This is a genomic window from Streptococcus mitis, assembly GCF_047460035.1.
Lineage (GTDB): Bacteria > Bacillota > Bacilli > Lactobacillales > Streptococcaceae > Streptococcus > Streptococcus mitis_DW.
On record NZ_JASHHB010000005.1, the window covers coordinates 105,306 to 128,868 of the forward strand.

The window sequence follows — 23,563 nt, forward strand, 5'->3', positions numbered from 1 at the left end:
TTATGCGCCCATTCCAAGTACAAATTTACCAAAGGCAGAAAGAGCCAAAGCAAGTACGATAATAATACCGATAGCTTTAGTAGAGTTCATACCTTTCTTACCAAGCAACCAGAAGATAAAGGCAGTAAAGATTGCTGGAAGCAAGCGCGGGAAGATTTGGTTCAAGATGTCTTGGAAGTCAATCATCTTCTCACCGATTGCCCATTTGTAAGAAATTTCAAAGTTGATCATTGTTGCTACAAGAGCACCCATCATGAAGACACCAAGTACAGATGCAGCGTCAATCAAAGCTGTCAAGGTACTTTGCATGTTGTTGATAAGGTTAACCCCTTCTTTGTAGGCAAATTCCAACTGTTTCCAACGGAAGATATCATACGCTACTGCAACTGCAATCCAAAGGAAGATACCCCAAGGTTGACCACCGATAGCCATAGTTGCTGCGATAGATCCCATGATAGCAGGTACAAGTGAACCAAAGATTGTATCTCCAAGAGGAGCAAATGGTCCCATCAAACCTGTCTTGATACCGTTAACGGCATCTTTTGAACCTACACCATCTTTTTCTTCCATGGCAAGGTCAAAACCAGCGATAATGGTGTGGAAGAATGGTGAAGTATTGAAGAATTGAGTATGAACTTTCATCATTTCTTTCAATTCAGGAGTTCCATCCCCATACATTTTACGCAATTGAGGCAAGATCATGTAAAGGTAACCAGAAGCTTGCATACGTTCGTAGTTCCAACCTAATTGGAAAGTAAACAAGCTACGTTTGTTGATTTGATTAAAATCTTCTTTTGTAAGTTTGTAATTAGAATTCGTCATCTTCGATTTCCCCACTTTCTGATGGTGTAGAAGGTGCTGCTACAGCTACTTTTTGGCTATTTTTGAAGTGAAGCACTGCAAGGAAGATACCTACGATAGAGATACCAATCATAGACAAACCTTTGAAGTTGTTCACGAAACCAATTTTTTCAGCAATATCTTTAGGTAGAGTACCGATAACACCTGCAACAGCGCCACCAAGACCTATTACATATGAGTAAAGAACAGTCAACATTGCTGTCAAACCAAATCCCATTGCAAGGTAGTGAAGGTTACGTTTAACTGGAAGGTAACGAAGCAAGATTGCAAATCCAAGACCTGGAAGCATACGTCCTGCGAGTGTCAAACCATCTGCAACCCATTGGTATTTTGTAACGAAATCTACTACGTGTTGTACAAATTCACCACCAAAAGCAAGCGCAAAGAAGACTGGAAGGGCACGAGATAGAGCCCAAGGAATTGCACCAAGCAAGTAGTTGCGTTCAATACCTTTATAATCAAAGCGTTCGATTGCAGCATCCACACGGTGAGCAAAGAAAGTAGTTGTCATACGTCCAAGAACGTCGAAGTATGTCAAGAGAGTTGCTACTGGCACAGCGATTGTTGTAATCGCAAGTGCTGTATCAATTCCTTGTGAAACAGAGAAGGCTGTCGCAAGAACCGCACCAGAAGTTGCGTCGATACGAGAAGCACCACCGAAGGTACCAACCCCAAGAACGAATAACTGCAAGTTACCACCGATAAGCAGACCAGTAGTCACATCTCCCATAATTAAACCAGTAATGAAACCAGCAAATACAGGGGAACCTGCAGATGAAACAATCGTCAACTCATCACAGATTTGATAAGCTGAGTACAAAGTGAGAAGTAAAATTTGCCACCATTGTATCATAACAATGACCTCCTAAAAATTTTTTCCTATTTTAATAAGCTCAAAAAGTCTGAAACTGGATCATTTGGAACCATTTGAGCAGTAAGTTTAACACCTTTTTCTGCTAGTTTGTGGAAATCTTCCACATCCTTGTCTACTACGTTGATAGAACGTGTGATAGAACGAGTTTCTGGTGTTTGAGACATATTCCCAACATTAAGGGTTTCAAGTGGTACACCTGCTTCGACCAAACCAAGGAAGCGGTCTGGTTTACGAGCCACAATAAAGAGACGTTGGCTATCGTATTTTCCAGCAAGAATATTGGCTGCCGCTTTTTCAATTGGCAAAATACTCAATTTCACACCTGGTGGTGTCGCAAGTTTCAAACCACTCTTTTCAACGTCGTTGTTGACAACTTCGTCATCTACAACCATAATACGTGAAACATTTAGTTTTCCAGCCCATAGATTGGCTACTTGTCCGTGGATCAAACGTCCATCAATACGGCATCCTACAATTGTCATAAATTTTCCCCCTTTATATGTTTTAGTGTAGGTTTACGAGTTAAATGAATCTCTTCTTTATATTCACCCTCTGTCTCAAAGATAATGACGCGGTTGGCACCTTCCTTGAGATAGCTATGAGGGATATAAAGCGAGAGGGTTGGGCCAACGTTCCAAAAACGTCCTAGGTTCTGCCCATTGACAAAGGCAACTCCCTTACCAAACTCAGACAAGTCTAGATAAGTATCTTTTGGCGCTTCGATTGTAAAATCATAAGCGTAAAAGGCTGGTTGTCCTTCTGTCCATCCTTTTGAAAAATCAATTTTCTCAGGATTATCTAGTGGGAGTGGATAGTGTTTCCAGTTTAGTAAGAAGTGCAAATCCTTACAAACCCCTGTCCGAATTCCCTTACGTTGCGTATCCGCTAAGAACTTGTGTCCATAGTTGACACGCCCCATATTTTCTACCAAGATATCTAGCCTAGATAGCGCTTTCTTTTCACCTTGATAAAAAATATCTTCCCCAATCTCTGTCTGATATTGAGTTTCGACCCACTGACCATCGACATAAAGCTGAGCCCTATCTCGACCATCAATGATACGAAGTCTTTCTTCTTCTGCATCCCAGTTTGTTTCTGTTCGATAGAGTAGATAGCCATAGCTTTGTCCCAACTCCTCCATCTTTTTAGGATAGAGACTTTCTACAGGACTGGACAAGCTATCTAAGTTTTCAAACAAGGAAACTTTTTCAACCAGTGGAATAGCATCCAACTCCATACTCTCTTTGTAGAGTGGTTCCAACTGGGGATACTCTGGGAAATGTGTTGCCATCATCTTCTTGACTGCCAAATATTTAGCAGTTGGATTTCCTTCTTCATCCAGAAGGGCATCGTAATCATAAGATGTAACTTGTGGCAGGTCCAAAGTCCCTCGAGCTGAGCAACCATTCATGAAACCAAAGTTTGTACCACCATGGAACATGTAGAGATTGATAGAGCCTTGTTCCAAAACCTCTCGAACTGCATCTGCCAACTCTTTCGGATCCCGTGTGATAATCGGCTCTTTCCAACGATTGAACCAGCCATCCCAGAACTCCATACACATGAGTGGCCATTTCTTACCATGCTCATCAAAGAATTCCTGCATCTGTGAAAAGTTGTACGGAGCTTTAGAACCAAAGTTTCCTGTTACAAAGAGGTCATCTTCGATTAAGGTTCCAGCTTTCAGAGTAGCTCTCCATGGACCATCTGAGGTAAAGAGAGGACAGGTTACGCCACGCTCTTCCATCAACTGTCGAATTGCTCTCAGATAAGCCTTATCTTCTCCATAAGAACCATACTCATTTTCAACCTGCATCATGAGGATATTGCCACCCTTGTCCAACAAATGTGGAACCAACCGTGCCAAGAGCTGGTCATAGTAGTGACCGACAGCCTCAATATAGGCTGGGTCTGAGGAACGAATCCTCATATCTTTGGTTAAGAGCCAAGCTGGTAAGCCACCGAATTCCCACTCCGCACAGATGAAGGGCGACGGACGAACGATAGCGTAGAGACCCAAATCTTGTGCCGTTTGGAGAAATCGCTCCAAATCCAGAGCTCCTTCAAAGTGAAACTCACCCTCACGAGGCTCGTGTAAATTCCAGGCCACATAAGTCTCTACTGTATTAAAACCAAGAGCCTTCAAGTTATAGAGCGAATGATACCAATCTTCTGGAGGAACCCTAAAATAATGAATGGCGCCAGATAAAATCTTAAATGATTTTCCATCGAGATAAAAATCATCCCGTATCTCAAATCGTGTCATATTCTTACCTTCTGACAACTAAAGTTTACGCTTTCATTTGTTGATATAGTAAATATAACTCAATATCTTACATTTGTCAATAGGTTTTCACAATTTTTTCATTTTTCACTAAATTTTACACAAAAAACTTATAAAGATATAAAATTTACAGACATATAGCTTCAAACAGGTAGCATGTATAAAAATGTATAAAACCTCCTATTTTTTATGTAAATTAACCTTATAGCCTATTATTCTAATTTTTTTATTCAAAAGGCTACTATTCTTTCCAGTTTTATGGTAAAATTTTTAACGGAGAAGGAAAATCGAGGTGAAAATATGGCAATTCCAAAGTATCAATATATTAAAGATGAGTTAAAGAACAAAATCATTTCTGGTCAATTTGCCAGTGGAGATAAATTCTACACTGAAGCTGAATTGATTGCAATGTATGATGTAAGTTCTATCACAGTTGTACGCGCCTTAAACGACCTTGCCAAAGATGGCTATATTGTCCGCCAACAAGGAAAGGGTACATTCGTTTCACGTGCACGCAAACACAAACTCGTAGAATTTTCAGATGTAGAAGTTTTTGAAACTAAAGATGATAAAGTTACCGTCCTTTCTATTGAGCGTGGAAACAAACTAAGCTACTTAGAAAAACTTGGACTACGCGGAGATCAGTTCTACTACAAGATTGAACGTGTTCGCGAAACAGGTGGTGTTGTGTACATCTACCATACATCTTACATTCCAGAACAATACATCAACGCAAATTATCCAAATCTTGAATATTATAGCTCTATCTATAACCGTTTCAAATTGGATTACCACATTCACATGAATGATGAACATTTTGAAGAAATCAATGAAATAGCATTTCCAACTCCAGAACATGCGGCTTCGATCCTCGGAGTCGATGAACAATTCCCAACCGTTTTACAAACCAAGACTACTAAACTAGAGTCTACTGGTCAAGTTCTCGCATACAGCGAAACATATAAACGAGCAGATTACTACAAAATCAAATTCATTTCATGTGACCGTGATCACTAAGAAGAAAGTCTAAGCCTAATCGCTTGGGCTTTTTCTATGCTTATTATATGACATTAAAAATGTATTTTCTATATGTCAATTAAAATAGACTAAATTTGTTTAAATTTTACTAAAATATAGGTAATTTTTATCAAAAATACTTGAAGACAAAATAAAAATCGAAGTTCTTCTACTCCTATAAATAGAGTAATAGAACTTCGATTTTTATTCTAATTATCCTAAACCAAGACGGTCAAAGATATCATCCACTCGTTTGGTGTAATAAAGAGGGTTGAAGATTTCATCGATTTCTTCTTGAGTGAGGCGAGAAGTTACCTCTGGATCTGCTTCAAGAAGTGGTTTAAAGTCTACTTGATTGTCCCAAGAGTAGGCTGTTTTTGGTTGTACCAAGTCATAGGCTTGCTCACGGGTCATTCCTTTTTCAATCAAGGTCAACATAGCACGTTGACTGAAAATCAAACCAAAAGTCGAGTTCATGTTGCGGATCATGTTTTCTGGGAAGACTGTCAAATTCTTGACAATATTTCCAAAACGGTTGAGCATGTAGTCAATCAAAATAGTCGTATCTGGTGTAATGATGCGCTCAGCTGATGAGTGAGAGATATCACGTTCGTGCCAGAGAGCTACGTTCTCATAGGCAGTAATCATGTGACCACGGATAACACGCGCTAGACCTGTCATGTTCTCAGAACCGATAGGGTTGCGTTTGTGAGGCATTGCAGATGAACCTTTTTGCCCTTTAGCAAAGAATTCTTCCACTTCACGTTGTTCTGATTTTTGCAAACCACGAATCTCAGTCGCCATACGTTCGATAGAAGTCGCAATGCTAGCAAGAACTGCAAAGTACTCAGCGTGAAGGTCACGAGGAAGCACCTGTGTAGAGATTTCTTGGGCACGAATACCCAGTTTATCGCAGACATATTGCTCAACGAATGGTGGGATGTTGGCAAAGTTCCCAACCGCACCAGAAATCTTACCAGCTTCCACACCAGCAGCCGCATGCTCGAAACGCTCGATGTTGCGCTTCATTTCGCTGTACCAAGTCGCCAATTTCAGACCAAAGGTTGTAGGCTCAGCGTGCACACCGTGGGTACGCCCCATCATGATGGTAAACTTGTGCTCCTTAGCCTTATCAGCGATGATGTTGGTGAAGTTTTCAAGGTCACGACGGATGATGTCGTTGGCCTGCTTGTAAAGGTAACCGTAGGCCGTATCCACCACGTCGGTAGAAGTCAACCCATAGTGAACCCACTTGCGCTCCTCGCCAAGCGTCTCAGAAACCGCACGCGTGAAAGCCACCACATCGTGGCGCGTCTCCTGCTCAATCTCCAAAATACGGTCGATGTCAAAGTCCGCCTTCTCGCGAATCAAAGCCACATCTTCCTTAGGGATTTCCCCCAACTCAGCCCATGCCTCGTCAGCCAAGATTTCCACCTCAAGCCAAGCACGGTATTTATTTTCTTCACTCCAAATGTTCGCCATCTCAGGGCGAGAGTAACGGTTGATCATCGTTAGTTATCTCCTTTTAAGTAATGATTAGAGGCAGCACCAGCATATAGTATATCACGTATTTCATGCATCAATTTTAATACTAAGTGTTTATATCTATTAAACACTTGTTGCGTAACTTTATCATTTGAGCTAATATCTCCTCCATGTGCCACACCATTTCTATAATCCAAAAATGTGTTCATTTCTTCTTTCAAAGTAGGATTTGGATAATTATAGTCTTCCCCCCATCGTTCTGGGAACTCTGGCAACGAAAATTGTTTCAGGATCTTATTCAACACATCAAAACTAACATTACTTTCTGTATTAATCGATGTATCTAATAAAATTCGATCACTCTGATAGTGACTTTGTAAATCAGATAAAAATTTAATCCTTCTACTCAATTTTTCAGGGTATTCTCTAAACTGTTTAAACTTTGACTCCATTTGAAAAACTATAATACTATTTTGATAGTCTTGAAATGGAATATTTAACTTATTCAAAGTTGATAAATATTCACTAAATGTTTTTTGAATAAATCCTTCCCAAATTGAATAAATCATTGCAATAGTTTGAACAGAAAAAATAGCCAAATGTTCTGTATTCAAGCGATATCTTTTGGTAAATATTACTCTTTCAATTTCATTAAGTGTATGTTCAGATTCTTCTATTCGTAAATCTAATTCATCAAAAAAATTTTGCAATTCAATTTCCATAACTAAAAATCTCTTGAGCTCGTTGTAAACGTTTCTTAATCCTACTCCTACTATTTGATGCTGAACCAGATAGACGTTTGAATTCATCATCTGTTTGTAATTGACGAATTTTTTCTCGCAATTCATCTGTATGCTCTACATAATAATCTAAGTTTTCCGATGTTCCAATCATTACACCTTCAAACATAGCCGGCACAAAAAGATTTCGTTCATTTCTAAAAATATTATTGTCGCCAATCTCTGTTAATAACGCTATCGTTGAATTAAAAATTTCCTTATACTTTTCGCTATCAAGATTACCTGTACTAGTAGTCTCATCCATAAATTTATCCAAAAAACTTTGTGTGCTTAAATTTATATTGTTAACATTTTGATAAAATGCTACAAAACGTAATATAAGTTCTTGATCATATAATTCCCGAATTTTTGTTTCACTTAAGCTAGTCAAATCTTTAAAATCACTATTCTGGCTTAACTCTGTTATTAACTCATTTAAATCTGGATTAATTCCCCTATACACTGCATTTCTAATTTCCTGTGGTGTCAACTTCGTCCCACCTGAATTCAATCTTTTAAACAACTCATACTTTAACGATGTGTTACTCTCCCCTCTTAAGATTTCGACACGACAAACAGCTCGTTTAATATTCAGTTTATATTTTTGAGGTAAAGTTTCGACATTAAATCCTTCTAGATCTTTAATAATATCTCCTGCTTCCAACTCCCAATTGTTTGAATTAGAAACCAAATCTTCTACAACATCTGAAACTTCATAAGTTTGTACTAAATTAGGTTTTAAATTACCAAAAAAACTTATTATTGTTGAAACCCTCTGAAGACCATCTACCAATTCCCATACTCCATTCTCATCTTCAGCTACAAATATCGGAGGAATCGGAATACCCATTAAAATAGATTCTATTAATAAGGTTTTCTGTGTATTAGTCCATCTAAACAACCGTTGATACTCTGGTCTAATAATCAATTCAGATTGTTCATAAAGATTCATAATCTCTCCAAAAGAAATATCCATTCTATCTGCCGAGAGCTTTTGTCTCTCATCTGAAATTTGCTGTTCTAATAACTGAATTTTCTCTTCTAAAGTTGCCATATTATTATACCTCTTTTTAACTTGTATTTCTACCGTCTATTCAAATTCCTCTTTCCCAATCCATACAGACAGATAGTGATCTAGTGTATTCAAATCTGTATCTAGTGGTAAATCATAAATTGCTAAATAGTTTTCAGGATATTGCGCAACTAACTCTTCATACTTAGTTCTCACTTTTTCATGATCACTACTAGCAAATAAGACTTCAACAACTGCTCCTGTCTTATCCTTTTCAATAAATGCATTGACGATGAGTTGAATCATAAAACCTCCTAAATCGAAATTCCCTTCATATTTGCTTTCAGAATGGGCATCTCAACACCTAACTCCTGACCGGTCTTATAAACACTTTTACAACAGTAGAAGATGTCCTGTTTATCATTGTGTAGGGTCATAATTTTTCGGGTCAGCTCATTTTTCGCAAACATGACTTTCATAGCTTTTCCTGCTATCCAAGTGGGAATTTTGTAAGGCAAGAGTTCTGCCTTGTAAAGCTTTAAATTCACGCCACGCGCTTCTACAACTTTCAAAGCTTCTCGAATGGCCTTGATAGCCAATGATAATTCTGAAGAACTATTCATCAAGTTCAAAGCCAGTTCTTCTGGGTTTTCCAGATTTCCTGAACGTGCAGCTGTCGAAGTGACACCTGCGTTAATCGCCATATGGATCCAAATCCACTCAACCATATCATGGGGAACTTCCCACTTCAAATCTGCAGAAGCTAGCAAAGCTGCCAGATCAACATAGTTTGAAATCTGTGCTTTTTGCTCACCTTCTAGCATTAAATGATCAAACAAGACACCATCCAAATGATTATCTTGCATATGACCACCCGCTGTCGGAAAGGCTAGAATATAATCGTAGTCCCCTGCCCACTCTTGGACCTCTTTTCGAGTATCCCAGAAATTACAGAAGAAAACGAGGGTGCCTTTGACATTATTTTTTCGCAAGGTTTCCACAGCTTCTTTGATAAGCCCATGACGAACACTGAGAAAAATAAAATCATATTCTGAATTAACTTCTGCCACATGAACCTCATAGGTGTCGTGTTTGTTTTCGCCCTTGGAATGATAGCGACCATCAAGCATATCAACCACTAACTCCTTCGGAGCAGTGTTTTTCTTACTGTCTCTCAACACATGTTCTACTTGGTGGCCTGCCTGTTGAAAGGCATAGGCATAAGTAGTCCCAATGACACCAAGTCCTAAAATCGCTATTTTCACTTAAAAATCAATCCCTTTCCCAAATTCCTCAACCTCATCTGGTTCACTACTAAACAAAGTCACATGTCCCATCTTGCGGTTGTGCTTCGCTTCTATTTTACCATACATGTGGAGGTGAGCGCTTGGATTTTCTGTGACATATTTTTCAGCAGCCTCGACATGCTGGCCGAGGACATTAAGCATGACGGCTGGTGCATGTAGTTTGATGTCTGGCAATGGTGCTCCCAGAACGCCTAAAATGTGGGTATCAAACTGGGAAAAATCGCAAGCTTCAATCGAGTAGTGACCTGAATTGTGTGGACGTGGCGCAATTTCATTGACCACGATATCATCAGCTGTCGCAAACATTTCCACACAAAGAGTTCCAGACAAGTTGAGTTGTTCTGCGATTCGCACAGCCATAGCTTTGGCTTTTTCAGCTAGACTTTCTGAAATGCGGGCAGGCACAATGGTCTTAGAGAGGATGTTGTTACGGTGGATATTTTCCTGAACTGGGAAAACCGTCACGTCCTTGCCATTTCCTGATACGATGACAGAAATTTCAAGGTCAAAATTGACGAACTCTTCCAAAACACAGTCTGCAGAATCAGCCAGCGCATAGGCTTCTTCCAAGTCTGCTTCTGAGCGAATGACCTTTTGCCCATGCCCATCGTAGCCACCAGTCGCAGTCTTGAGAACATAGTTTTTGGACAAGTCAATCTCCGCCAAATCTTGGCTTGAAGTCACAACCTTGTAGGGTGCCACAGTAACTTGGGCCTTGTTTGAGAGGAAGTCCTTTTCAAAGATGCGATTTTGGGAGATACGGAGCAGGTCTGTTCCTTGAGGGAGTTGTCCCTCCTTGATGACAGCATCCAAACCGTCAGCATCGACATTTTCAAACTCATAGGTGAGGACATCGCAACGCTCTGCCAACTGACGGAGGGCATCCACATCATTATAAGGAGCCACGATAATTTCCGCCACGCGAGAGGCCGGGCAATCCTCCGCAGGATCCAGAGCGATAACCTTGTGGCCCATGTAGATAGCAGAAATGGCCATCATCTGACCCAGTTGACCACCACCGATAATTCCGATTGTTTTAGATGAGCTCATTGGTAGACTCCTCTGCAATTTTTCCTTGTTCTTCTGCAAAATCTGCCAAAGCTGTCGCGATAGCCTGATTCTCTACTGAAAGGAGACGGAGGGCAAAGAGGGCCGCATTTGTCGCACCAGCTTCACCGATAGCCATGGTCGCAACAGGCACTCCACCTGGCATCTGGACGATAGAGTAGAGCGAGTCCACACCACTAAGGGCACGCGATTTTACGGGCACACCAATGACTGGAAGGGTTGTTTTAGCTGCGACCATACCTGGCAAATGAGCTGCGCCACCTGCACCTGCGATGATGACCTTGATGCCACGACTACGTGCTTCTTCAGCATGTCTGAACATAAGGTCTGGTGTGCGGTGGGCAGAGACAACTTTCTTTTCGTAGGCTACACCGAAGCGGCCTAGGACTTCTGCTGTTTTTTGCATGGTATCCCAGTCGGATTTTGAGCCCATGATGATGGAAATAATTGGTTTAGTCATAATTTTTCCTTTTTTCTTCTTTTTTGATAATCGTCTAATGTAGTGCAGACGTAAGCGACCGCCTATGGCGTTCCATTACTAAAACTGGAGCCTAAGTCTCCAGTTTTCCGCTCCTAGTAGCAAAGCTACTAGGAGTTTCACTACTTCGACGATTATCCTATAGTGGCTCGCTTCAGCTCGCCATGTCAAATATGTCTGTTAATCTTTTATGGCCTTGCTTCCGATATCGGTTCGGTAGAAGAGGCCTTCTGTGTTTTGTTTGTCAAGTTCCTTGTAGATGATGTCTTGAGCTTCTTTGACGGTATCTGCTGTGGTAACTAGCATATAGACACGTCCACCGTTTGATAGCAGTGCTCTGCTATTTTCAGCGAATCTGGCACCGGCATAGTAAGTGATGATGTCCCCCTCTGTTTTTGCTGGCAATTCAACACCTTTTTCATAGTCTAGCGGGTAGCCGTTTGATGCGACAACCACACCCAGAGTAACACCCTCATCTAGCCAGGTAATAGCAGGCTCTCTACCCTCTAGGATGTCCGTGATATTTTGCGCAAAATCAGAGGTTAATCGAGGCAAGATGATTTGCGTTTCAGGATCTCCGAAACGAGCGTTAAACTCGATGACTTTGGGTCCATCAGCTGTCAAGATAAGACCTGCGTAAAGGACACCAAGATAAGGGCGGTCTTCTTGGTTCATCCCTTCAAGTACTGGCTTAACAATAGTCTCCACTGCCGTGTCAACCACACTCTGTGGTAAGTGTGGAACTGGCGCATAAGCACCCATCCCACCAGTATTAGGCCCCTTGTCGCCATCATAGGCACGTTTGTGGTCCTGAGCTGTTGGCATGATGTAGAACTTGTCCCCATTAACAAAGGCAAAGAGAGAAAATTCCTCACCTTCAAGAAACTCCTCGATAACCACACGCGCACCTGAGTCACCGAATTTATTGTCCAATAGCATCTCGTGAGCGGCTTCGACCGCTTGCTCAACCGTCTCAGCAACGACGACACCCTTCCCAAGCGCCAAGCCATCTGCCTTGACGACGATTGGAGCGCCTTTCTCCTCGATATAAACCTTAGCTGCCTCGAAATCTGAGAATGTGCCATAGGCTGCTGTCGGAACGCCGTATTTGACCATGATTTCCTTGGCAAAATCCTTGGACCACTCCAGCTCAGCTGCCAATCTTGTCGGACCAAAGGCTTTGAGACCAGCTGCATGGAAATCATCCACGATACCAGCTGCAAGGGCGTCATCTGGACCGATAAAGGTCCAAGCAATATCGTTGGTTTTTGCAAACTCAATCAATTCAGAATGTTCGGAAATAGAGATATTTACCAATTCCAAACCATCCAGAGTCATCCCATCATTCCCAGGAGCAATAAAAACCTTTTCTACCTCTTTTGACTCAAGCAACTTCTTAGCAATCGCATGTTCACGACCACCCGAACCGACAACTAACAGCTTCATTTCTCAACCTCTTTTGCGAATTATTTACTAATATTATACCACAAACGTTCGTTTTAATCTTGTTTCATTAAGCATTTTTAAGCAAAAAAGGAAAGAAACTGTTTTCTTCCCTTTAGTGTTCTTAATGTCTAAAATGTCTCACTCCTGTGAAAATCATAGTCAAGCCGTATTTATCCGCAGCTTCGATAGATTCTTGGTCACGGACGGACCCACCTGGCTGGATGATAGCCTTGATACCTGCTTTGGCGATTTCTTCCACATTATCCGCAAATGGGAAGAAGGCATCGGAAGCAAGGACGGCACCGTCAAGACGGTCTTTAGCTTGATCAATAGCGATGCGAACAGAAGCCACACGATTAGTCTGACCAGGACCAACACCCAATGTCATGTGGTCGTTAGTCACGATGATTCCGTTTGATTTGACATACTTGGTAGCCTTCCACGCAAACTCAAGAGCTGTCGCTTCTGTCTCAGTTGGTTGGCGTTTGGTCACCACTTGCCAATCGGCTGGGCTTTCCTTGACAACATCCTGATTTTGAACGAGGAGACCACCGACCACACCTGTGTATTCTGCTTCTGCTTCACTGGCATCTTGTGCGTCAAATGGCAAGGCAAGGATACGCAAGTTTTTCTTTTTATTGGTCAAAATAGCTAACGCCTCATCCGTATAGCTTGGTGCTATGATGATTTCAAGGAAAACACCGTGCATCTTCTCAGCTGTCGCAGCATCCACCTCACGGTTAAGAACGACAATTCCACCAAAGATAGACACTGGATCAGACTCATAAGCGTAGTCCCAAGCAGTCTCGATGTCATCAGCTTGACCAATTCCACATGGATTCATGTGTTTGAGAGCCACAACGGTTGGACGATCTTTGAAGTCACGGATGATACGAATGGCAGCATCCGCATCACGGATGTTATTGAATGACAATTCCTTACCGTTAAGCTGTTTGGCTGAAGCAATCGAGTAGTCAGTCGGCAAAGCTTTCTGGTAAAAGTCTGCATCTTGTTGAGGGTTTTCACCGTAACGCATGGCTTGCTTGAGGTCATAGGTTAAAGTGAGCTTTTCAGGCTTACTTTCTCCGACTTGAGCTGTGAAATACTCTGCAATCAAGGCGTCATAAGCTGCTGTGTGACGGAAAACCTTGGCTGCCAAACGTTGGCGAGTTTCGTAACTTGTTTCGCCGTTAGCTGCCAATTGTCCCAAAACCACAGCATAGTCAGCTGGATCTACCACAACTGTTACGCTAGCATGATTTTTCGCAGCTGAGCGAAGCATAGATGGCCCACCGATATCGATGTTCTCCACCGCATCAGCATAAGTCACATCTGGTTTGAGGATCGTTTCCTTGAAAGGATAAAGGTTGACCACTACAAGGTCGATAAGCTCAATTTGGTTCTCCTTGGCTGCTTCCAAGTGGCTATCCAAATCACGACGAGCGAGGAGCCCACCGTGGATATTTGGATGAAGGGTCTTAACACGGCCATCCATCATCTCTGGGAAGCCCGTCACATCATCGATCGCAATGGTCTCCACCCCAGCATTGTCAAGGGCAGCCTTTGTCCCACCTGTCGAGATAATATCCCAACCGAGTTTTTTAAGTTCTTGGGCAAATTCAACAATGCCCTCTTTGTTTGAAACACTGATTAAAGCTTTTTTCGTCATTCTATTCCTCTTTCTTTAGGTCCAAGCGCATAGCGACTTCATTATTTTCTTCTATAAATCCTGTTTCCTGAAAACCCAAACTAGTCAACAGGCGCTTCATTTTTTCATTTCCAACCACATAATCTGCGATAATATGATTGCAAGCGCTATCCATCTGAGCCTTTTTGATTAGAACTTCCACAGCTTTTCGTCCATAACCTCTTCCTTGGTACTGCTGGCCAATCATTATCCGCCAGATAAAGTATTCCGCTTCATCCTTATCTATTTCCAACAGGAGAAAACCAACTACAAGCTCATTCCAATAAATTGCCATTGGAAACACATCCCCATTCTCTCGGTAGAGCCATGCGTCAGCTAAAGAGCGTACATTTGGAGACACGAAACGTGCTCGTTCATCAGCTTCAGATATTTTCAAATCCAGCACTGCCTGAAAACTGCTCTCATCTACTAATTTTATCTCAATCATTTTTTCTCCTAGCAATATTGCAAAATCAAAACTTGATTTACTTCTTATCTTCTACCCACCCCTAAACTCTCCAACACTTGAGGATAGAGCTGATACTCTGCTTCATGAATACGTTCTTCAAAGCTGGCTATGGTATCATTCGCTAACCTTGGTACACGGACTTTGTCTGAGACGCTGATTAAGGCGCGTTTAGTCATTATATTCTCCTTTTTAATCATTAGTTAAACACCAATTAAATGCAGTAACAGTAAAATAAGATAAGCAAAACCAAGGCTAAGAATACCTAAGATATTGACCCATTTTCTAGTCTGTGATTTGAACACTCTTATAAAAATTTGATAAATCAATAATCCTACACAAACACCTAGCGTATTTAAAGTCAAATCCGTTATATCTGTTATACCTATTGCTAAAATATACTGTAAGCACTCAAACAATAAACTAATCAAGAAACCTGTCCCGATTATTCTTAAACTAGATAAATTAGTTTTTATCAGAGGGAAACAAACACCTAATGGAATCAAGGAAATCAGATTAAATAACATTTCAGCAAAAACAATTTTTCCATCTACTATTAGTGGTTCTGAAAATGGAATCCAATTGATGTACCTTGGAGCTAAGAAAAATGCTATAAATTCAGGATTGGTCTCAAACTTAAATAAGATTCCCCAAGTTAATAACATCAGATAGACATAAAATACATATCGAGTTGTTTTTTTAGATTCTAACATTACAAATACCTCCGTTTGAAGCCGTCTTCAACAATCACTGACTCCAATTTTGAATCAAAGATATCATATGAATCATCAATGGCAATGGTACTCACCCCAGCATTATCAAGGGCAACCTTGGTTCCACCTGTTGAGATGATGTCCCAACCGAGTTTTTTTAAGTTCCTGGGCAAATTCAACAATGCCCTCTTTGTTTGAGACTGAAATAAGTGCTCGTTTAGTCATTTTAGTTATCTTTCTTTTTCTAATATCATATACTTTACTTCGTATAAAATGTCCGTTAAATACACTTCTTTCGAAGCCTTTCCAAATAAAGGATACTTAATAATATTTCTAATAAAAGTATCCGCAACTGTAATCAAAAAAACGATAATAAATACTAATAGAATTAATCCGATAAATACGTTTAATGATATGCTATTTTCGCCTGTATCAAAAAATTGTTTTACAACTAAAGTGATAAAAGACGTCACCAAAATCATACCAACTGTACCTACAGACTTTACTAAACTTTCATACTTCTTAATTTTATTATCCTGTTTATCTGTCAAATCAGCGATTAGTAATTTCACAGCATACCTAGCTCTTCCACCATATATATGAATTAACTTACGTTTTACTTCTTGACATATCTCTTCAAATTTATCAGGTTTGCCGTCTGAAATTTTATCAATTTTTCGACTGAGATAAATAAAGTGCACCAAAGAAAACACAGTAAAAATAAGAGAAGCTATCTTAACACACAAATCACCAAAATCCCACCAAATGAGTCCATAACTTACCAACATTAGAGTAATAAATACAATTAAATTAATTAGAAATTTATTTCTAATTTTTATTACTTTAGGGTAAAATTGTTTTTCATACTCATTAAAAAAATCTTCAAATTCTTTAACTTTATCTAGTAAAGTCTTAACAGCTTTATTATTCAAAATTTACCTTCTCCCTACTCCCAAACTCTCCAGTACCTCTGGATACAACTTGTACTCTGCCTCATGAATGCGAGCTTCAAAACTGTCAATGGTATCATCAGCTAACCGTGGTACACGTACTTGTTTGATAACCTTCCCTGTATCTACACCAGAGTCCACCCAGTGAATGGTCACGCCGCTCTCAGCAACACCAGCATTCCAAGCATCCTCAATCCCATGAGCTCCTGGAAATTCTGGCAAGTAGGCTGGATGAATGTTTATAATCCGACCTTCATAAGCCGCCAATAAGGTTGGCCCAACGATTTTCATGTAGCCTGCTAGGCAAACCAAGTCAATCTGGTGTTCTTCCAAGAGTTCGACAAGTGCCGCTTCGTAGTCTGCCTTGCTCTCAAACTCTTTGAGTTCAAAAGCATAGGACAGAACGCCGAACTTGTCTGCACGTTCGAGCACATAGGCGTCACGATGGTCTGAAAAGACAAACTCCACTGGAAATTCTTCGGCAATCACCTGAAAATTTGAGCCATTACCAGAGGCAAAAACCGCTATTTTTTTCATTTGATGATGACACTTTCGTTTTCTTTCTTGACGATACGACCAATTTCATAGACTGGTTCATCCAACAATTCCTTGATACGACTTACATTTTCAGGGCTAACTGCTAGCATAAGTCCCACACCCATATTGAAGATTTCAAACATTTCTTCGTGTTTGATCTGACCGTATTTCTCAAGGGCTTTGAAAATCGGAAGCACTGGAACTTTGCTTTCATCAATTTCAGCAGCTAGGTCATCCGCAAACATACGAGGGACATTTTCGATAAAGCCACCACCTGTGATATGGGCAATGCCGTTGACCAACCCTTCCTTTATGAGTGGTAAGACAGCCTTGACATAGATACGAGTTGGCTCAAGAAGAACTTCCTTGAGTTGCTTGCCTTCCAATTCTGGCAAGATTTCCTCACCTGTGTAATCCGCAAAGACACGACGGACAAGAGAGTAACCATTGGAATGAATCCCACTTGAAGCAAGTCCGAGAAGAATATCTCCTTCTGCCACCTTTGAACCGTCAATGATTTGAGATTTTTCAGCCACACCGACCGCAAAACCAGCCAAGTCATAGTCATCTTCGCCGTACATGCCAGGCATTTCAGCCGTTTCCCCACCGATGAGGGCTGCTCCAGCCTGCACACAACCTTCTGCTACACCAGCAACCACTTGTTCTAGCTTAGCTGGTTCATTCTTGCCAGTTGCCACATAGTCGAGGAAATAGAGGGGTTCCGCACCCGCAGCGATGATATCATTGACACACATGGCTACACAGTCCTGACCGATGGTATCGTGCTTGTCGTACTTGATAGCCAGCATGAGCTTGGTTCCGACACCATCAGTTCCTGAAATCAAGACGGGTTCTTTAACCCCAGTCTTTGAAAGGTCAAACATACCACCAAAGCCACCCAGAGCTCCCATGACACCTGCACGCTCCGTACGAGCCACGTGCTTTTTAATCCGTTCAACAACTTCATAACCCGCTTCAACATCCACACCAGATTGAGCGTACGCATTTTTATTTGCCATTTTATTTTTCCTTTTCTTTTTTTGGGAAAGACTGCGACATATTTTTAGATAAACAATTATTTTATCTAAAAATACTAGTCAGGTCTCTAGCTTTGGTCCCATAGGAGAAAGCGTCTACTGACAAATGCTTTAGCTTTTAGTCAGTAGTGAGACGTGGGGCATAAGCATTCTTATTTGTCATCTATTTGTTACTTTTTTTTAATGGAAAATCTGTCATCTATTTGTAAAAACTGGTCTTTTCTTCCAAACTTCTACGATAATCTTCTTCATAGTCATAGAGAGGTGTTGGGTAGTCACCGTCAAAGTAAGCGACACAGAGACCGCCATTTGGCGCATCTGTTTCAATCCCAATCGACTCAATCAAACCTTCAACAGAAAGGTATGTCAGACTGTCCGCTCCAATGATTTGACGAGTTTCTTCGACCGTATGATTGGCCGCAATCAGCTCCTGACGGGTCTGGATATCAATCCCGTAGAAGCATGGATAAGCTAGCGCTGGACTACCAATGGCAACGTGAACCTCAGTCGCACCCGCTTCTTTCAAGAGTTGAACGATCCGACGAGAGGTTGTTCCACGTACAATAGAGTCATCAATCATAACCACACGCTTGCCTTTTACAACGCCTGAAACAGCAGAGAGTTTCATCCGCACCCCTTGCTCCCGTAATTCTTGAGTCGGTTGGATAAAGGTACGTTGGGTGTATTGGTTCTTGATGAGGCCCATTTCATTTGGTAGCCCGGACTCTTCAGAAAATCCCATAGCCGCGCTGAGGGAAGAATTGGGCACACCGACCACGATATCCGCCTCATGCTTGAATTCACGCGCCAATTGAGCACCCATACGTTTACGTGCCGTATGAACATTGACACCATGAATGTTAGAATCAGGGCGAGCAAAATAGATATACTCCATAGAACAGATTGCTAACTGAGTATCATCTGTATAGCTATCATACTGGATGCCCTTGTCATCAATGATCACAATCTCACCTGGCTTCAAATCGCGAATCCATTCAGCACCAATAACCTCAAAAGCACAGGTTTCAGAGGAAACAACCACTGCTCCGTTGGCCATTTTCCCGATAGAAAGGGGACGGAAACCATTGGGATCAAGGGCAGCAATCAACTTGTCCTCAAACAGTAAGATATAGGCAAAACCACCTTTGACAAGGCTGAGCGCTTCCTTGATTTTGCCCATCAGGCTAGGATTATGACTGCGACGAATGAGGTGAGCCAAGATTTCAGAGTCCGAAGTCGCGCTGAAAATCGCTCCTCTATCTTCCAATTCTTTCTTGAGGGAGGCTGCATTGGTCAGATTTCCATTATGAGCCAAGCCAAACTGCATATCGTGAAAACGGAAGAGGAAGGGCTGGATGTTATCTACAGAAGCTTCGCCAGCAGTCGCGTAACGAACATGTCCAATCGCACCAGTTCCTGTCAATTTATCCAAATTAGCAGGATTTCTGAATACTTCTGATAAAAGGCCCATGTCACGATGGCGCTTCAATTGTCCTTGATCATTGGAGAGGATTCCTGCCCCCTCCTGACCACGGTGCTGAAGACTATGGAGACCAAAGTAGGTCAATTTGGCAGCATCTGGATGCCCCCAGATACCAAAAACACCACATTCTTCATTAAGAGATTTTACTTCGTATGTCATTTTTTATACCTAATTTTCATTTGTGTATCATTCCTTCAGTAGAGCGGAATGATACGGTAGGAGCTCGCTTCACTCGCAAAACAAAACATTTGCAATCATCATGAGCTAGACCTACATGACTTTTACATTATTGATACTATCTATTAGAAAACCTGCAAGTCTTATTTTCCAGTGAAATATTTAACCGCTGACGCGAACAGATGCTGGTCTTTATTTCCTGGGATGTTTTGGAAAAGACCGTCCTCATAACGTTCTGAATGGCCCATCTTACCAATGATTTGACCGTTCTTGCTGGTAATTCCTTCGATGGCATTAACAGAACCATTTGGATTGTACTTAGAGTCCATACTTGGTTTGCCATCAAAGTCAACGTATTGGCTGAAAATTTGTCCATTGTCACGGAGCTCCGCGAATTCCTCAGCCGTCACGACAAACTTTCCTTCACCGTGCGATACTGGGATGGCATGGATATCGCCCACTTGCACTCCAGCTAACCATGGTGAGTTGGTATTGGCAATCCGAGTTTCCACCATCTTGGCCACGTGTTGGTTGGCATCATTGTAGAAGAGGGTTGGACTAGTACCGCTGGCATCCTCGAAGTTCCCGTATGGAAGAAGACCTGATTTGACCAAGGCTTGGAATCCATTACAGATACCGATAATCAAGCCACCACGAGCGATAAAGCTATCAATGGCTACACGCACTTTTTCATTAAGAAGGATATTGACAATAAACTTAGCTGAACCATCTGGTTCGTCCGCAGCTGAGAAGCCACCTGCAAAGAAGAGAATGTTAGCTTTACTGATGTTGTCAACCATAGTTTCAACCGACTTGACAATAGCCTCTTCATTCAAGGTCACAAATGGCACCAAGTTGACCTCTGCACCTTCTTTCTCAAATGCCTTGGCTGAGTCATATTCTGAGTTGGTTCCTGGGAAGACTGGGATGTAAACAACAGGTTTTTCAACCTTTTCTTTGGCTTTAATCACAACATCCGATGCCACAGCTGGTACTTTAGCCAGCTCTTTAGCTTGGGCAAATTCTGTTGGATAAACTTCTTCTAGTTTTCCTTGGAAGGCACTGTCAAGTTTGTGTCCATCTAGCTTCACACTGTTGACAACGAGTGTAAAGTCTGCACTTGTTTGTCCAATCTTCTCTACTCCAGCGATTTCTTCAGGAGATGTGAAGACAAATCCGCCCAATTGTGCTGTCAAAGAACTTTCAAGTTCAGACAAGGTCACCTTTGCACCGATATGATTTCCAAAGGTAGCAAGAGCCAAACTTTCAACCACACCACCGTATTTGACAGCTGATGCAGATGTTACCTTGTGTTCAGCTTGGATAGCTTCAAATTGAGCAAAGTTAGACTTAATCAAATCAAAATCAATTTCTGCAGAGAGAGCTTGACCTGGAATGTAGTAAATGTTTTCACCAGCACCCTTAAACTCTGGAGAGAGCACATTACGGCTATCCGCTGTCGTCACCCCAAAGGCAACTAGGGTCGGTGGTACGGTCAATTCTTCAAAAGTACCAGACATGGAGTCCTTACCACCGATAGATGGCAGGCCAAGCTGAATCTGTGCTTCGATAGATCCTAGAAGAGCTGCTACTGGCTGACCGAAACGCTCGGCTTGCTTGTCCATACGCTCGAAATATTCTTGGTAAGAGAAGCGAGCCTTAGACCAATTGGCACCAGTAGCTACCAAACGAGCAGTTGCCTCGATCACCGCATAGGCAGCACCGTGGTATGGAGACCATTCCGCTACATAAGGGTTGAAGCCTTGGGCCATGACTGACGCAGTATGAGTCACACCGTGTTGAACTGGTAATTTCTGTACAGATGCCTCAGTTGGTGTAAGTTGATAGCGACCACCAAGTGGGTGATTGACCGTTGAACGACCAACAGAGCAATCAAAGATAGTCTGCAAGCCTTTTTGACTCGCATGGTTGAGATCAGACAGAACCGCAAGGGTATCAACTTCAAGTGTGTTAGCAGATGTTTGACGCTCTTCTGGGAGTTTGACATCCTTGTCCACAACCTTAGCATCTACGACCACGCGCACACCATTGGTATCAAGGAAACGACGTTCCAAGTCGACAATGGTTTCACCATTCCAGTGCATGACTAGATTTGGTTTTTCCGTCACTGTCGCAACTACAACAGCATCAATATTTTCTTTGTTACATTCCGCAACGAAGGCATCTACATCCTCAGGACGAACCACAACTGCCATCCGTTCTTGAGATTCAGAGATGGCAATTTCTGTACCATTCAAGCCTTGGTATTTAAGAGGCACTTTGTTAAGGTCGATTTCAAGACCGTCTGCTAATTCACCGATAGCCACACAGACACCACCAGCGCCAAAATCATTTGATTTTTTGATAAGACGAGTCACATCGCCATTACGGAACAGACGTTGAATCTTGCGTTCTTCGATAGCATTCCCTTTTTGAACTTCAGCTCCAGCAGTTTCCACGGACTCAACTGTTTGAACCTTAGAAGAACCTGTCGCACCACCGACACCGTCACGTCCAGTCTTACCACCGAGGAGGATAATCACGTCTCCCGCTTCCGGTTTTTCACGGACAACATTGCCCTTAGGAGCTGCACCGACAACAGCACCTAGCTCCATACGCTTAGCAACGAAACCTGGGTGGAAGTACTCACGAACGTAGGTTGTTGCAAGCCCAATCTGGTTTCCGTAAGAAGAATAACCATGAGCAGCTGTCTTAGAAATGACCTGTTGTGGCAATTTACCAGCGCGAGTTTCTGAAATCGGTGCGGTAATATCTCCAGCACCTGAGATACGCATAGCTTGGTAAACATATGAGCGACCTGATAATGGGTCACGAATAGCACCACCGATACAAGTAGCCGCCCCACCAAATGGCTCAATCTCCGTTGGGTGATTGTGGGTTTCGTTTTTAAACATGAGGAGCCATGGTTCTTTCACACCATCAACGTCCACTTCGATTTCTACTGAGCAAGCATTGATTTCGTCTGACACTTCCATATCATCCAAACGTCCATTAGCACGCTCATAACGACCGAAAATAGTCGCCATATCCATCAAGGTTTGCGGTTTTTCAGAACGCCCCAACTCATCACGCATGGCAATATACTTGTCATAAGTTGACTGCAATTGTTTTTGGAATTTAGAAGCTGAGAAATCAATCTGCTTCAACTCAGTCTCAAAAGTCGTGTGACGGCAGTGGTCAGACCAGTAAGTATCCAAAACCTTGAGTTCCGTCTCAGTCGGCACGCGCCCGATTGACTTGAAATAATCTTGGATAAAGAGCAAATCATCCACTTCCATGGCCATCCCTTGCTCAGCCTTGTAGCGAGCAAAGTCTTCTGCTGTATAGCTTTCAAAGAAAGTCAATTTTGGAATGGTCTTGTCTGACTCTGAAAATTCCTGCTTGGCAATCCCTGTCGTGATGTCCTTGAAACGAGAATCAACTGGGTTAAGCAAGTAGTTCTTGACCGCTTCTAATTCAGTCGTATCAATATCCTTATTGACCAAGTACAATTGTGCTGTATTAACCGTCACATCACTCGAACTTCCCAGCAAAAGCAAGGCTTCCTGTGAAGAAGCTGCACGCTGATCAAATTGACCAGGCAGGCTTTCAATGGCAAAGAAAGCATAGTTGTCCAGATCCGCCTGCACAGTCGATTCGTCCAAGACATGGTCTGTCACCTGCTCAGAGAAGATGTGTTTTTCCGCAGGTGCAAACAAGTCCTTTGCCAAATCAAAGACATCATAAACTTGCACAATGCGAATGCTTTTCAAAGTTGACAATCCCAAATTATTCTGGAGTTCTCTAACCAAACTCTCTGACTTGACCTGAAAATCAGCCTTTTTTTCAACAAAAATACGTTTATCCATCAATTCTTATTCCTTTATTTCAGCTCTTACAAT

21 protein-coding genes and 2 pseudogenes are annotated in these 23,563 nt (G+C 41.8%); 1 reads left to right on the plus strand and 22 read right to left on the minus strand.

Annotated elements, in window-relative coordinates:
• Genes QM956_RS05715 through QM956_RS05730 form a run of 4 tightly spaced genes read right to left on the minus strand, consistent with a single transcriptional unit; the run spans position 1 to position 4,001 of the window.
• Positions 1 to 822 carry a PTS system mannose/fructose/sorbose family transporter subunit IID gene (locus tag QM956_RS05715; protein WP_000185294.1) on the minus strand — a complete coding sequence of 274 codons (822 nt, stop codon included), beginning with the start codon at positions 820 to 822 and terminating at the stop codon, positions 1 to 3.
• A complete protein-coding gene (locus QM956_RS05720) occupies positions 809 to 1,714 on the minus strand; it encodes a PTS mannose/fructose/sorbose/N-acetylgalactosamine transporter subunit IIC (RefSeq protein WP_414302320.1) in 906 nt (301 codons plus the stop codon). Before QM956_RS05720 ends, QM956_RS05715 begins: the two co-directional genes overlap by 14 nt.
• Positions 1,715 to 1,740: 26 nt before the next feature.
• Positions 1,741 to 2,217: a PTS sugar transporter subunit IIB gene (locus QM956_RS05725; RefSeq protein WP_000156974.1), complete on the minus strand. Its 477-nt coding sequence runs from the start codon at positions 2,215 to 2,217 to the stop codon at positions 1,741 to 1,743.
• The gene (locus tag QM956_RS05730; protein ID WP_414302321.1) at positions 2,214 to 4,001 is read right to left on the minus strand and encodes a glycoside hydrolase family 35 protein; all 1,788 of its coding nucleotides are present in this window, start codon (positions 3,999 to 4,001) and stop codon (positions 2,214 to 2,216) included. The genes QM956_RS05725 and QM956_RS05730 overlap by 4 nt, the downstream gene beginning before the upstream one ends.
• Before the next feature lie 318 nt (positions 4,002 to 4,319).
• Between QM956_RS05730 and QM956_RS05735 the strand changes: the two genes are divergently transcribed.
• Positions 4,320 to 5,036, plus strand: coding sequence for a GntR family transcriptional regulator (locus tag QM956_RS05735; RefSeq protein WP_001007193.1), 717 nt, complete (start codon positions 4,320 to 4,322; stop codon positions 5,034 to 5,036).
• A gap of 213 nt (positions 5,037 to 5,249) precedes the next feature.
• On the opposite strand, the gene purB is transcribed toward QM956_RS05735, so the two are convergent.
• The 18 genes and pseudogenes from purB to QM956_RS05825 form a co-directional block, all read right to left on the minus strand.
• The gene (purB, locus tag QM956_RS05740; RefSeq protein ID WP_101782715.1) at positions 5,250 to 6,545 is read right to left on the minus strand and encodes an adenylosuccinate lyase; all 1,296 of its coding nucleotides are present in this window, start codon (positions 6,543 to 6,545) and stop codon (positions 5,250 to 5,252) included.
• Between the two features lie 2 nt (positions 6,546 to 6,547).
• Positions 6,548 to 7,243, minus strand: a complete 696-nt coding sequence (locus QM956_RS05745; RefSeq protein WP_414302322.1) for an MAE_28990/MAE_18760 family HEPN-like nuclease — start codon at positions 7,241 to 7,243, stop codon at positions 6,548 to 6,550.
• The gene (locus QM956_RS05750) at positions 7,233 to 8,354 is read right to left on the minus strand and encodes a DUF262 domain-containing protein (RefSeq protein ID WP_414302323.1); all 1,122 of its coding nucleotides are present in this window, start codon (positions 8,352 to 8,354) and stop codon (positions 7,233 to 7,235) included. Before QM956_RS05750 ends, QM956_RS05745 begins: the two co-directional genes overlap by 11 nt.
• 36 nt (positions 8,355 to 8,390) lie before the next feature.
• Positions 8,391 to 8,618 carry a phosphoribosylaminoimidazole carboxylase gene (locus QM956_RS05755; RefSeq protein WP_414302324.1) on the minus strand — a complete coding sequence of 76 codons (228 nt, stop codon included), beginning with the start codon at positions 8,616 to 8,618 and terminating at the stop codon, positions 8,391 to 8,393.
• Positions 8,619 to 8,626: 8 nt separating this feature from the next.
• A complete protein-coding gene (locus QM956_RS05760; protein WP_414302325.1) occupies positions 8,627 to 9,577 on the minus strand; it encodes a ketopantoate reductase family protein in 951 nt (316 codons plus the stop codon).
• Positions 9,578 to 10,669 (minus strand): 5-(carboxyamino)imidazole ribonucleotide synthase, encoded by a 1,092-nt coding sequence (purK, locus tag QM956_RS05765; protein WP_414302326.1) that lies wholly within the window; start codon positions 10,667 to 10,669, stop codon positions 9,578 to 9,580.
• Positions 10,656 to 11,147: a 5-(carboxyamino)imidazole ribonucleotide mutase gene (gene purE / locus QM956_RS05770; RefSeq protein ID WP_414302327.1), complete on the minus strand. Its 492-nt coding sequence runs from the start codon at positions 11,145 to 11,147 to the stop codon at positions 10,656 to 10,658. The genes purK and purE overlap by 14 nt, the downstream gene beginning before the upstream one ends.
• Positions 11,148 to 11,345: 198 nt before the next feature.
• The gene (gene purD, locus QM956_RS05775; protein WP_414302328.1) at positions 11,346 to 12,611 is read right to left on the minus strand and encodes a phosphoribosylamine--glycine ligase; all 1,266 of its coding nucleotides are present in this window, start codon (positions 12,609 to 12,611) and stop codon (positions 11,346 to 11,348) included.
• Between the two features lie 121 nt (positions 12,612 to 12,732).
• Entirely contained in the window at positions 12,733 to 14,280 is a 1,548-nt protein-coding gene (gene purH, locus QM956_RS05780; protein ID WP_414302329.1) for a bifunctional phosphoribosylaminoimidazolecarboxamide formyltransferase/IMP cyclohydrolase, read from the minus strand.
• Between the two features lies 1 nt (position 14,281).
• The gene (locus QM956_RS05785; RefSeq protein WP_084887381.1) at positions 14,282 to 14,746 is read right to left on the minus strand and encodes a GNAT family N-acetyltransferase; all 465 of its coding nucleotides are present in this window, start codon (positions 14,744 to 14,746) and stop codon (positions 14,282 to 14,284) included.
• A 44-nt stretch (positions 14,747 to 14,790) separates the two neighbouring features.
• A pseudogene (locus QM956_RS05790) lies at positions 14,791 to 14,919 on the minus strand (phosphoribosylglycinamide formyltransferase); the annotation flags it as partial.
• A gap of 48 nt (positions 14,920 to 14,967) precedes the next feature.
• Positions 14,968 to 15,477: a VanZ family protein gene (locus QM956_RS05795; protein ID WP_414302330.1), complete on the minus strand. Its 510-nt coding sequence runs from the start codon at positions 15,475 to 15,477 to the stop codon at positions 14,968 to 14,970.
• Positions 15,478 to 15,548: 71 nt separating this feature from the next.
• Positions 15,549 to 15,702 (minus strand): annotated as a pseudogene (locus tag QM956_RS05800) (bifunctional phosphoribosylaminoimidazolecarboxamide formyltransferase/IMP cyclohydrolase); the annotation flags it as partial.
• 5 nt (positions 15,703 to 15,707) lie between these two features.
• On the minus strand, positions 15,708 to 16,409 hold the full coding sequence (locus QM956_RS05805) for a hypothetical protein (RefSeq protein ID WP_414302331.1): 702 nt from the start codon (positions 16,407 to 16,409) through the stop codon (positions 15,708 to 15,710).
• A 3-nt stretch (positions 16,410 to 16,412) separates the two neighbouring features.
• Complete coding sequence (gene purN, locus QM956_RS05810; RefSeq protein ID WP_414302332.1) at positions 16,413 to 16,964, minus strand: phosphoribosylglycinamide formyltransferase; 552 nt, start codon at positions 16,962 to 16,964, stop codon at positions 16,413 to 16,415.
• The gene (gene purM, locus QM956_RS05815) at positions 16,961 to 17,983 is read right to left on the minus strand and encodes a phosphoribosylformylglycinamidine cyclo-ligase (protein WP_020903301.1); all 1,023 of its coding nucleotides are present in this window, start codon (positions 17,981 to 17,983) and stop codon (positions 16,961 to 16,963) included. The genes purN and purM overlap by 4 nt, the downstream gene beginning before the upstream one ends.
• 217 nt (positions 17,984 to 18,200) lie before the next feature.
• Positions 18,201 to 19,643 (minus strand): amidophosphoribosyltransferase, encoded by a 1,443-nt coding sequence (gene purF / locus QM956_RS05820; protein ID WP_414302333.1) that lies wholly within the window; start codon positions 19,641 to 19,643, stop codon positions 18,201 to 18,203.
• A gap of 161 nt (positions 19,644 to 19,804) precedes the next feature.
• On the minus strand, positions 19,805 to 23,530 hold the full coding sequence (locus QM956_RS05825; RefSeq protein WP_414302334.1) for a phosphoribosylformylglycinamidine synthase: 3,726 nt from the start codon (positions 23,528 to 23,530) through the stop codon (positions 19,805 to 19,807).
• Positions 23,531 to 23,563 lie beyond the last annotated feature (33 nt).